The sequence below is a fragment of the Nostoc sp. UHCC 0252 genome, from assembly GCF_034931145.1.
Lineage (GTDB): Bacteria > Cyanobacteriota > Cyanobacteriia > Cyanobacteriales > Nostocaceae > Nostoc.
In genome coordinates this window covers 1-12,390 of sequence record NZ_JAYGHE010000002.1, presented here as the reverse complement: position 1 = coordinate 12,390, position 12,390 = coordinate 1, and the positions used below count along the sequence as shown (strand labels likewise).

Here is a 12,390-nt window from a genome sequence, read left to right as displayed (position 1 = left end):
AATCCGGTTTGATTCCTCTTCGCGCAGCGTGGCGTAGCCATATTTACTTGCGTGGGTTGGGAATTGGGAATTGGAAAGAAAATAAGGGATACATCCGTACCGAGTCTTGTTTAAAAATCAAATAGGAACCCTATATAAGTCCAAATCTTTACTAATTTCAGGATAAAGCGACTTATGGAATAAAATCAAATATTCTTGTTTCTTAAAATGATAATTTAAAGTTATGATAGAGATTGTAATGCTCTGATTTGAGTTCAGAATCTCTATCTGAAGAGTAGTAGACGCAAAAGGGCATTTTGCCGTAAAAATTGGTAATATATAATGCTTTATGAACTTTAATATATATGGCTCGCAGGGTAAGCTTACTTGTGGCTAATATTGATAAACTAATTCGTGCCCTGTGGCAAGAGTTAATGTATCAAGAAAACTTTGCGGCCGAGTTTGGTGTTAATTTTCTTACAATTAACGGTTGGGAAAATGGAGATGTAAGACTTTATCCTTTAAGAATACAGTGAATTAGTAATCAACTCAAGGAGTTAAGTGAACGAACTTAAATTCTTAGGAAAACAGACTTCCCAAAAGAGGAGTAGGCTTTGTGAGTTCTAAATGCCAACTGGTCTTGGTAGCTTGAAATATTGGTCATATAAAGCTGACAATAGAAGATAGCTAAAACAGCAACTTACCCCTAAAAGACGATTTCAATGCTTTGAAAAGTCACGGTATTGACATTTTACGATATATGTGCATGTGAATTTAAATATCCTCTAAAATGAGTGTTTAGGAGCAAACGTCTAATTTTAGAGGATATTTGACAAAAGACGACCACAGATGTAGCCTGTAACCGACCCATGACCAATCGAGAGAAATTAATGAAGAACGAGTCAACGTCAGCAAGTAACGCCGACGTAAATTTCCTTCTCGGTGGGGGCGAAATGGGCGCTAGGATGCGAGAATGGGACTGGTCAAAAACCTCCCTTGGCGCAACACAGCAGTGGCCACAGAGTTTAAAAACTGCCGTGCGGATTATGCTAACTTGCCGCCAACCGATGTTTGTCTGGTGGGGCGAGGAACTCATCAACCTTTACAATGACCCTTACAAGGCTATTATTGGCGGCAAACATCCAGAAGGACTGGGGCAGCCAGCTTCTTATGTGTGGCGGGAAATATGGGATCAGGTTGGGCCTCGCGTCGAATCAGCGATGGTGAAGAATGAGGGTACTTACGACGAAGCGCTGCTGCTAATTATGGAGCGCAACGGCTACCCTGAAGAAACTTATTATACTTTTTCATATAGCCCGGTTCCTAATGACCAAGGCGAAACAGGCGGGATAATCTGTGCCAATACAGAGGACACTCAACGCATCATTGGGGAGCGTCAGTTGGCACTTTTGCGCGAACTAGCGGCTAGAACAGTAGACGCGCGGACATTCGACCAAGCCTGTACACTGAGTGCCAGTTGTCTAGAGAGCAACCCTTACGATTTGCCTTTTGCAATGATTTATCTGGTCGATCCAGATGAACAGCAAGTTTTTCTGGCTGGAACATGCCGGATTGAAAAAAATCATGTAGCAGTTCCTGAAAGAGTCGATCTTGATGCTGATTCAGTTTGGCCCTTTGCGGAAGTCATTAGAACGCATCAGGCAACACTGATTTCTGATTTGGAAGTGTCTTTTAGTAGCTTACCTTCTGGTGTTTGGCAGCGATCGCCCCATCAAGCGATCGCAGTGCCAATTGCCCCATCAGGTCAGACAGGAAAAGCTGGTATATTAATTGTTGGGTTGAATCCTTTCAGGCTATTCGACGATAATTATAAAAGATTCATCGATTTGGTTGCGGCTCAAATTGCAGCCAGCATTGCCAACGCCCAAGCTTACGAGGAAGAACGCAAACGCGCCCAAGCTTTGGCAGAAATTGATCGTGCTAAAACTGTCTTTTTCAGCAACGTTAGCCACGAGTTTCGTACTCCCCTGACTTTGATGTTGGGCCCATTAGAGGAAACCTTAATTAATTGTGCCAACCTACTGCCAGCCAGAGAACGAGAGCAGTTAGAAATGGTGCAACGGAATGGACTCCGCCTGCTCAAACTAGTCAACAGCCTCCTAGATTTCTCGCGCATCGAAGCCGGACGGGTTCAAGCTTCTTATGAACCCACCGATTTAGGTAGTTTCACCGCAGAACTAGCTAGTGTATTTCGTTCAGCAGTAGAACGCGCAGAGATGCAATTATTGGTCAATTGTCCTTCCCTTCCCGCACCAGTGTATGTAGATCGGGAAATGTGGGAAAAGATTGTTCTTAACCTGCTATCGAATGCATTCAAGTTTACGATGGCTGGAAAAATCTCAGTCAGTTTGCAGTGGACAAGCGATCGCGTTGAGTTTGCAGTCCAAGATACAGGAATCGGCATTCCAGCAGAAGAAATTCCCCACCTTTTTAAACGATTCCACCGCGTCAAAGGGGCGCAAGGACGCACTTTTGAAGGGTCAGGAATTGGATTGTCACTGGTGCAAGAATTGGTGCAAATGCATGGCGGGACAGTCAAAGTAACCAGTGTTATAGGAGCAGGCAGTTGCTTTACTGTATCAATTCCGACGGGATATGCTCATTTACCGCCAGACCGAATTAGTGCCCCTCGAACCTTAACTTCAACTGCATTAGGTGCAACACCTTATCTAGAAGAAGCCTTGCGTTGGCTACCGGAAGAAGGGGCTGGGGACTGGGAACTGGGGACTGGGAAAAGAGAACTGAGAAAATGGGAAACTGGGCAAGAGTTTTCCCAACCCCCAATCCCTAATCCCCGATCCCCAATTTCCCGAATTCTCCTGGCTGACGACAACGCAGACATGCGCGATTATGTCAAGCGGCTGTTAAGTCAGCAGTATGAGGTGGAATCAGTGGCGGACGGTTTAGCTGCTTTGGATTCGGCTCGTGGGCGTGTCCCAGATTTGGTACTGACGGACGTAATGATGCCTGGATTAGATGGTTTTGGACTGCTGCAAGAATTACGGGCTAATCCGCAGACAAACAAAGTTCCAATCATTCTGCTATCGGCGCGGGCGGGGGAAGAGGCGCGGGTGGAAGGATTAGAAGCGGGAGCTGATGATTACTTAATTAAACCGTTCTCTGCCCGTGAATTGTTGGCGCGGGTAGAGGCAGCCCTAAAAATGGCTCGTCTCCGCGAGGAAGCAATGCAAACAGAGCAAGGGCTACGGATTGAAGCTGAGGTTGCAAAAGCACACTTAGAGACAGTCCTAGCTGGCATTCAAGACCAGTTTTTTGTCTTAGATCGAGACTGGCGTTATACCTTTGTCAACGATCGCGTAGCAGAAGTTGTCGGTATCCAAAAAGAAGAGTTGCTAGGTAGGATCATTTGGGAAGTGTTTCCAGATGTCGCCAAAAGCGAGTTTTATACCCAAGTTCATCGGGCAATCGCACAACAGACATCTGTTCAGTTTGAATACTTTTATCCTGCTTGGCAACGCTGGTTCGAGAATCGCGTCTACCCCTTTGGCGAAGGAGTAAGCATTTTTGTTACAGAGATCAGCGATCGCAAACAGGCAGAGAAAGCCCTTCGTGAAAGCGAAGAACAGTTCCGCAACATGGCTGACAACGCCCCCTTCATGGTTTGGGTAACAGATAGCAACAATTACTGCACCTATCTCAGTAAAAGCTGGTACGACTTTACCGATCAAAACGAAGAAACAGGTCTGGGATTTGGCTGGTTAAACGCCGTACATCCAGAAGATTACGATGAGGCTAGGAATGTTTTTTTGGAAGCTGCCAGGCACTGCTCGGCTTTCCGTATAGAGTACCGCTTACGGCGCAAAGACGGTGTGTATCGCTGGATAATCGATGCTGCGAATCCTTGGTTTGGGGTGGATGGTGAATTTAAAGGTTACATCGGCTCAGTAATTGACATTACAGAACGCAAGAATGCAGAAGCCGAACGCGATCGCCTCTTGAAACTTGAGCAAGCTGCCAGAACTGAAGCCGAAACAGCTAACCGGATTAAAGATGAGTTTTTGGCGGTACTTTCCCATGAATTGCGATCGCCTCTTAATCCCATTCTTGGTTGGGCAAGACTCTTACAAACCCGCGAATTTCAGGCAGCAGAGATCAAGAAAGCGATCGCAACCATTGAGCGCAATGCTAAATTACAAGCTCAACTAATTGAAGATTTGCTTGATGTCTCTCGGATCTTACAAGGTAAGCTCAACCTAAAGATGTTTCCCGTCAATTTAGTACTGGTGATTGAGGCGGGATTGGAGACAATACGTTTGGCAGCAGAGGCTAAAGATATTCACATTCAGACAATGCTGGATGCTTCTTTGGGGCAAGTTTTGGGTGATTCCGGTCGTTTACAACAAGTAATTTGGAATCTATTATCGAATGCCGTCAAATTCACTCCTGAAGGAGGACAAATAAATATTCAACTGGAACGCATTGATACTCAAGCTCAAATTACCGTCAGCGACACAGGTAAGGGGATCAACCCTGACTTTATCCCTTATGTATTTGAATATTTTCGTCAAGCTGATGGCACGACAACCCGAAAATTTGGTGGTTTGGGGCTAGGGTTAGCAATTGTCCGTCATTTGGTCGAATTACATGGTGGCACGATTTGGGCAGAAAGTTTAGGGGAAGGGCAAGGAGCTATTTTTACAATTAGGCTTCCCTTGATCAAAAAAGATTTAACCTCAAAACAACAGATAAGTATTGATCCTTTAAATCCCTCTTCTCCAGATGAAATCCTTACAGGCATCCAAATCTTAGTAGTGGACGATGACGATGATACCCGTGAGTTCCACACATTTGTCCTAGAACAGGCTGGTGCAAGGGTAATTGCTGCGGCATCAGCACAAGAAGCACTGCAAGTACTTGCAGAGTCAGAACCAGATGTTTTGCTCAGTGATATTGGAATGCCAGAGACAGACGGCTATATGCTGATGCGCCAAGTTAGAGTATTGCAGGGAAAGCAAGCTAAACAAATTCCTGCGATCGCTTTAACTGCTTATGCTGGAGAAATCAACCAGCAACAAGCACTAGAATCAGGATTTCAAAAGCATTTATCTAAACCCGTCGAACCAGATGAGTTAGTCAAGGCAATTGCAACTCTGATTGGCAGGAATGCAAGTATCTGAGTCGCCAAAAACAATTAAAAAAATACTTGTAGAGACGGCGATTTATCGCGTCTCAAAACCAAAAATTTTTGCCAGTAGCCCTTAACCCAAGCGTATTGACCCCTACGCATTCATTTACCTGAAAATAAGCATTTTGGCTATATATTTGCGTACTAAAAAAAGTATTTCAGATTTTTATCTAGCGAAATTGATAAATTAATTTTGCTAAAACTTTTACTATTTTAACTTGATTTTCTAACTTATATCATGTCCGGTTAAATACTTATAACATCTGTAGGTTGGGTTGAGGAACAAAACCCAACGCTTGATCCTTGCTCATGTTGGGTTTCACTACCGTTCAACCAACCTACATTCAAAGATTTTATTATAAGTAATCACCCGGACTTGATATTAAACCATTAATTTGCAATATTTTTTAGTTGTTCCATTGCTAAAAAACATTGCAAATTAATTGAAACTTTATACAAAGAGATAAATGTGTTAATTAGTTACTTGATAAGCTAAATTTTTCAACTTACAGAACTCATCAAATCTTCATGTATTTGAAGCTTAGTTTATCTTTTACATTAAAAATAATGGGAATAATAGAATAAATTGGATTGAACAAAGTAGTTAGCTATGAGCCAAATATGTCCTATCTCCACAACCTGTGCTTGTCGCAATGTTGCACGCTGCCAGACTAAGGAGGCAGGCAGGCTCTTTCTCTGGTTCCCCGTTCCACATACCCTAAAAAAAGTCACCTCCTATTTACAGCAGGTAGCCCTAAAGTATGAACTGATGTATAAGCGTCCAGGTTTGAGTTTGAACTGTAGACCTGGACAGTCTCAAGAAATTGCCCGTAATCTGGCGCAACTTCTTGCACCAAGAGAATTAAAAGAGACGCAAGTTCTTTTTATTCGAGGCGATGTCCAACCTCAACTCCATGATTTTAGTGATATAACTTCATTACAACGCTTCATTAAATTCAACCAGTCCGATTGGTTGATTGAAATGCTGGTAAAGGAACGATTCACTAGTTATTTTCAAGCAATTGTTTCAATTAAAGATACATCGCAGATTTATGGATATGAATCGCTCTTGCGAGGGTTAGATGAACAAGGAAATTTAATCCTACCAGGGTCAATTCTGGAGTTAGCAACCGAAGCCGGACTAATACCCCAAGTCGACCAAATTGCTCGCCTCAGCGCAATCACTCAAATCAGCCGCCATCAAGTGAGCGGCCATATTTTCATCAATTTTGCACCAACGTCACTTTATGATCCAGCTTTTTGTCTACGTAGTACGGTAGAGGCAATTGATAGAGCAGGTATCTCTCATGAGCGGATTGTTTTTGAAGTTGTGGAGTCAGACAATCCTCAAGATTTAGCCCACCTGAAAGCTGTGCTTCAATACTACCGAGACAGTGGGTTTTTAATTGCTCTTGACGATCTTGGTTCTGGCTATTCCAGCTTAAACTTGCTGCATCAGTTACGTCCAGACTTTATCAAGTTGGATATGGAGTTAATTCGAGATGTGCATCAAGACCTATACAAAGCCTCAATTACCGAGAAACTTCTAGAAATTACGCAAAAGTTAAACATTCAGACTGTTGCTGAAGGGATTGAGTCTATTGAGGAATTGAACTGGCTGCGAGAAAGAGGTGCAACTCTTGCTCAAGGCTATTTGATTGCTCAACCCAGTGCAGTGCCTGTTACAACAACACCTCACTTTGAGGCGATCGCGTTAAATGTAGCATCGGCAGATCGTAAGCTGGTCAAGCAGCATGTTCAACACCAAAATGAGTCCGAGCGAATTGTCGCGGCTGTGACACAGCGAATTCGACAATCATTAGAGTTAGACGAGATTTTACAAACCACGGTAGATGAGATACGGCAACTCTTTGAGGTAGACCGAGTAGTAATTTATCGGTTTGAGCCAGACTGGAGTGGTTTAGTAGCTGTAGAATCCTTAGCAGAAGAGTGCATGTCCATTTTAGGATTTCACGTTATGGACAAGTGCTTTCAACCTACCCGTGCAGTTTACTTTCAACAAGGTAACACTAGAGCCATAGAAGACGTTGAAAATGCGGGACTATCGCAGTGTCATGTTGACCTCCTGCGGAGTTTACAAATCCGGGCAAACCTTGTCGTACCTATATTGCAGAAAGAGCGTTTATGGGGACTATTGATTGCTCACCAATGCCGTGATACCAGACAATGGCAGCAATCGGAGATTAACTTATTTAACCAGTTAGCGGGACAAGCTGCGATCGCTATTCAGCAATCAGAACTTTACCACCAATTACAACAAGCAAACCAGGAATTACAGCGTCTTGCCTGTTCGGATGGTCTGACTCAAGTGGCAAATCGGCGCTGCTTTGATGACACATTCAATGCACAGTGGCAAAGATTGGCACGAGAGCAAAGTTCGCTATCTTTAATTTTGTGTGATGTCGATTACTTTAAGCTTTACAACGACACGCATGGACATCTAGCAGGAGATGATGCACTCAGACAGGTTGCTAAGACAATCTCTGAAACTGTTAAACGCCCTACTGATTTAGTTGCTCGTTATGGTGGAGAAGAGTTTGCAGTTATTTTGCCGAATACTGATTTGGAAGGGGCTATTGCAGTTGCAAGAAGTATTCAGACTAATATTAGTGCATTAAAAATGCTTCATCCCCATTCCCAAGCCAATGAATTCATCACTCTAAGTCTTGGTGTGGCAACCATTACTCCTCATGACCAATTATCTCCCGCAACCTTAATTGCTGCTGCTGACCAGGGACTCTACCAGGCAAAAGCACAAGGAAGAAATTGTGTGGTGCAGATGGGTTGTGAGGATGTTGACCCGAAATCTCTCTTTTAGCAACAGTTTTCATTAGCACTTAATAATTGATCCTTCTCCTTTGGCGCACTTGGCGGTTCGTTTAATCAATATAAACTAAAGTTTTGATGCAATCGGCTTTGGTCTTTCTCCTAAAAGGCTATCCATTACCCGGATCTCTCTTAGAGGTTATTTATAAAGTAAATATTAAGTAGGGTGTGTTACGGCTGTTTAGGAATTTGAGGGTTTGAGAAAGTCTAATTTAGCCGTAACACACCATATTTTTAGGTGCGTTACGCGCTGCTTTAACGCACCCTACAATTTTAGGTTTACTTTATAAATGGTCTCTTAATAAAAATAAAATTTACTTAAAATAAGTCTACAAGGGAAAGGGCTGGGGGTTAGGTCTGTATTGAACTTAACCCAGAAGCACTATTATAAATGAAACGAATACAGCGATCGCCTGTGAACGAAAACACATTTACTAAACCATTTCAAACTCTAATTGATGACTCTTAAAAAAATCATGAGTGAAATGATCTACTACATTCGTATCAGCTAATTCCAGATTATAAAAATCCACAGCTTCATGGTCAAAATAGGGCCCAGCGTGCCAAGTACCCTCATGTAGCTTAATAAAACAATTCCCCGGAATGCGAAAAGCAGCAATTTCTTCTAATGCTGGTTCATTCACATCATTATGGGGAGGACAAACAGCAATTAACCAATCCTTTCCTTCTAAAGAACCTAAACATTGAGTGCATTGCTGATGGCGAGTAATTTTGTGAAACTTTCGCCCTCTCTTCTCTAACCGCATAATATAAAATCGTGGAATCCCATTTTGCAGGTTTAACTGAGCATCTTCCACATCGTAACTTTTGCCATCAAGACTTGCAAAAATCACCTGTCCATAAGACCGAAAGTTTTCAGAATTCACCCATTGCGTTTGCAATTGTTGCACTGTTTTTGATGTACCCATATAAAATCTTTGATAGAGATTACTTTGGTTTATTTTCCCTCAAAATAACCGGATTTTATACATACAATTATGGTGAATTCCAGAATTTCAAGGCGCTAAATTATGAAAAAATAATCTTAGCTAGCTAGATAACTACGTACTTGTTCTTTTTGTCGTCGGAGGAGACTAAGAGCTTTTTGCTCAATCTGACGTACCCGTTCTCGACTAATACCCATGCGATCGCCAATCTGTGCTAAAGAAAGTTCATAGCCATCAGTCAGACCAAAACGCAGAGTTAGTATTTCTCGCTGTTGCGGAGACAATTTTGCCAACAAGTCTTGTAAATCTTGGTGGAGAGATTCTTCAACAGCATAGTCTTCAGGAGAAGGCCCATCATCTTCGAGGATGTCTTGTAATTCTGTATCTTGTTGTTCGCCAACTCGCGCTTCTAACGAGAAAGGTTGACGAGCCAAATACAAACACTCTCTAACTTGGCTAGGTGTTAGAGATAACGCATTCGCAATTTCAGCAGTAGTCGGAACGCGACCTAGCTGTTGAGATAATTCTCGCTGTACCCGTTTAATTTTGTTCAGTTTTTCAAAGACGTGGATCGGTAAGCGAATTGTCCGTCCTTGTTGAGCGATCGCTCGCGTAATTCCTTGACGAATCCACCAGTAAGCGTAGGTAGAGAACTTATAACCAAGAGCAGGATCAAATTTATCCACCCCTCGCTCTAAACCCAAAGTACCTTCTTGAATTAGATCCATAAATTCTAAATTCCGGTGCTGGTATTTCTTTGCCACTGCTACCACTAACCGGAGATTAGCCTGAATCATTTTTTGCTTGGCTTGATGTCCTTGATTTAGCTGTTGCTCTAGTAGCTCAACATCCAACTCCAATTGATCTGCCCACTCTTGCAGCGTGGGTTCATGGTTTAATTTCACAGCCAATTCTTCTTTAGCAGCTAATAAATTCATCATTAACTGCACTTGTTGGGCAAAAATAACCTCTTGTTCACGAGTCAACAAATCTACACGCCCGATCTCTTGCAGATAACTACGCACAATATCATCTGTAGATCGAGGTTTTTTATCTGCGGCTAAACTTTTTTTCTTCGTTTTTTGAACTTCGGTAGGTGGAGATGTTAAGTTGCTCATGGTTATTTACTCCTCTGTAACCTCATCAATTTATTGGTATCAAGTTTAGATATTCAGACCCATAGCCATTTAACACTGCTAATCAATCAATTGGCAATACTTATGAATTCTGGCCTATGATACATTACAAGTCAATTCTTGGAGATAATAAACCCAAAATCAACCCACTCCTTAATACTAACATTATCATCAGGCACAAATCAATTACCCAAAGTATTATTACCAAATCCTTTAAAGCAATTACTCTCCGCTTTTATTAAAAACTGCATGTTTAGCTAAATATTGCAATGTAGTTAACCAGAATAATGAAAGCTTTGCCAAGCAAGTATTTTATTCCTAATAATTTACTTTACTAACCGCAAATACCAACATATTTCAGAACTAGTAAATAATATAGATGATAAGCTTTTAAGAGTCTGCTTCTACTTCTATGTAATTTTAAATAAGTGGAATTCATTAAATAAAAGACAAAATATTTATTTACCTCTATTTTTTATTAGATAATCAAATCATATCAAGCTGGGTACATGGTGAGCAATGGTTCAACGAATAGAATTCAGGAGTCAGTAGCCAGAATTCAGAATTGAATTCTGCGCGAGTGGCGGATGAATAAACGGGTTTAAGTCCCTCACTAAATCTCCGAGTTAGTGGTGCAATAATCGAGTGGTGGGTCTGAATCCCCCACTCATTAATTCTGACTCCTGAGTTCTGACTTCTGAATTCTTCTTCAATACTTGTATTAGGCATTTAGGATAACGAAGAAGCAAATATCTGTGACAATCGTACTTGTGTCATACTCCACGCAGACATCTGCATTGAATACGGTATTATCAATCTAAGTTTCTCCTTGTAAACATTTTTAGAATGAAAGTAGTAACAGTGGTAACACTAGCACCAAGGATAGTACTTGGCAAGACAGCAGCACCCGCGTAGCTTGCCGCCGTAGTGATCGCTACTAATTTCCTATTGAAACAAAAAATCTACGTTTAGATTTTGGTATTTATTTTTACATAAAATGCTTAAATATAGCGGTTTCTGCTTTAGTTGCTTAGAAAATACTAAAACTTGATTTTCCACTTCTCGAATAAGCCGAAAATCATCCTGTCTAATCCTCGCCCATTATTGCGGGGGCCTGGATCAACCATAGATACATATATTGCAATATGACGATCTTCTGCGATCGCTAAAACACATGCAGGCGTGCGTCCATGAAAAGAACACGGTTCTTCTCGCAAAGCCTTTCTGCTTTGAGCTAAAGCAGCCAGCATAAATATTCCATCCATGTTTTAACGTAAATTATTAAGATAAATTACACTATTAAAAATTAATAATCTCTGGCTCAAAAAATGCCTATATCAAAATTTAGTAACTGTTACCCGAATACCAGAATCGAGTTTAGGAACCTTAAGATACTCAATTGGCTCAGTACTTTGAGAACTTGGAGTATTTGTTGGCAGCTGGCATTCCTTAAAGAAAGCACCGGGATTATTGATGAATTCGAGCGGGTTAATCTTTTGACATCCTTGCTCCTGTACTAACAAAATTGATTCAGTAGTTTGTTGGGGATTACTACTCTGTCCTGTAAAATTACTCCATGTAGTGGTAATTGTCGCTGGTTCCGTCAATAAAACTCCAGCCTGATTGCGATCGTGAAACTGCTCCCTCAAAGGCTCGCCTGTTGTTATCGGAACATTTTCCAGGTTAGCGTGGACACTCTGAGTAAAAATGAGTGAGCTAATCATAAAGGCTAAGGTGATAGAAGAGTATTTCATAATTCAATCTTTTAAGGTTTAATAATTAGAATTAGCTAGATAAAGCAACCAAAAAATAGCAGTATGTTTTGGGTACTTCAAATTAACACAGATAGCAAGAAATATAGCTAAACTTAATTAAAAATCTAGCAAAGTCAAGCAAGTCAGATGTAGACTTTTGTCTAAGAGAAGGCAGTTAAGCAATCCATGCTCTAACCACGTCAGAACTTAGTACTCGCTTATTATCTACTTATCTCCCTGTACAAATAAAATTATACTAAACTTTTATTATTAATAAGTGATATTTTTGTAAAATTTATCACCAAGAAAACTAGGATGCAGACAGAAGTTCGAATATTCAGTTCCAGCAGAGGAATTCCAAAAAGGCTGAGGAGAAGGGGGTTATAGCTCAGTTTACCTTTCTTCATATAGTTTAGTTTTATTGTCCCGACTTACTTACTAGCCGTTTCTCTCTCATACGTGTTACTATACGCTTACACAGGTAACACAATGTGCTGTTATAAAAAATTTGGAAGAAGTGTATGAAGTATTTTATGTATATTGCAGAATACAAACAAGGC

General features: G+C 41.2%; 7 protein-coding genes. 3 read left to right on the top strand and 4 right to left on the bottom strand.

Annotated elements, in window-relative coordinates; translation table 11 throughout:
* The first annotated feature begins 368 nt into the window (after window positions 1-368).
* From VB732_RS01115 to VB732_RS01105, 3 genes are all read left to right on the top strand, one after another.
* A complete protein-coding gene (locus VB732_RS01115) occupies window positions 369-515 on the top strand; it encodes a hypothetical protein (protein WP_323228976.1) in 147 nt (48 codons plus the stop codon).
* A 354-nt stretch (window positions 516-869) separates the two neighbouring features.
* Window positions 870-5,138, top strand: a complete 4,269-nt coding sequence (locus tag VB732_RS01110) for an ATP-binding protein (RefSeq protein WP_323228975.1) — start codon at window positions 870-872, stop codon at window positions 5,136-5,138.
* 618 nt (window positions 5,139-5,756) lie between these two features.
* Complete coding sequence (locus VB732_RS01105; protein ID WP_323228974.1) at window positions 5,757-7,985, top strand: EAL domain-containing protein; 2,229 nt, start codon at window positions 5,757-5,759, stop codon at window positions 7,983-7,985.
* Between the two features lie 442 nt (window positions 7,986-8,427).
* Here the strand turns inward: VB732_RS01105 and VB732_RS01100 are convergent, their stop codons facing one another.
* The 4 genes from VB732_RS01100 to VB732_RS01085 form a co-directional block, all read right to left on the bottom strand.
* The gene (locus VB732_RS01100; protein ID WP_323228973.1) at window positions 8,428-8,922 is read right to left on the bottom strand and encodes an ureidoglycolate lyase; all 495 of its coding nucleotides are present in this window, start codon (window positions 8,920-8,922) and stop codon (window positions 8,428-8,430) included.
* A gap of 116 nt (window positions 8,923-9,038) precedes the next feature.
* Window positions 9,039-10,058 carry an RNA polymerase sigma factor, RpoD/SigA family gene (locus VB732_RS01095; RefSeq protein WP_323228972.1) on the bottom strand — a complete coding sequence of 340 codons (1,020 nt, stop codon included), beginning with the start codon at window positions 10,056-10,058 and terminating at the stop codon, window positions 9,039-9,041.
* 1,058 nt (window positions 10,059-11,116) lie between these two features.
* Window positions 11,117-11,341 (bottom strand): hypothetical protein, encoded by a 225-nt coding sequence (locus tag VB732_RS01090; protein ID WP_323228971.1) that lies wholly within the window; start codon window positions 11,339-11,341, stop codon window positions 11,117-11,119.
* A gap of 72 nt (window positions 11,342-11,413) precedes the next feature.
* On the bottom strand, window positions 11,414-11,830 hold the full coding sequence (locus tag VB732_RS01085; RefSeq protein ID WP_323228970.1) for a hypothetical protein: 417 nt from the start codon (window positions 11,828-11,830) through the stop codon (window positions 11,414-11,416).
* Between the last annotated feature and the right edge of the window lie 560 nt (window positions 11,831-12,390).

What these genes read in the sequence shown, in the direction of transcription:
- VB732_RS01110 (WP_323228975.1), top strand. Translation starts at nt 870, where the DNA reads ATGAAGAACGAGTCAACGTCAGCAAGTAACGCCGACGTAAATTTCCTT.
- VB732_RS01085 (WP_323228970.1), bottom strand. Translation starts at nt 11,830, where the DNA reads ATGAAATACTCTTCTATCACCTTAGCCTTTATGATTAGCTCACTCATT.
- VB732_RS01090 (WP_323228971.1), bottom strand. Translation starts at nt 11,341, where the DNA reads ATGGATGGAATATTTATGCTGGCTGCTTTAGCTCAAAGCAGAAAGGCT.
- VB732_RS01105 (WP_323228974.1), top strand. Translation starts at nt 5,757, where the DNA reads ATGAGCCAAATATGTCCTATCTCCACAACCTGTGCTTGTCGCAATGTT.
- VB732_RS01100 (WP_323228973.1), bottom strand. Translation starts at nt 8,922, where the DNA reads ATGGGTACATCAAAAACAGTGCAACAATTGCAAACGCAATGGGTGAAT.
- VB732_RS01095 (WP_323228972.1), bottom strand. Translation starts at nt 10,058, where the DNA reads ATGAGCAACTTAACATCTCCACCTACCGAAGTTCAAAAAACGAAGAAA.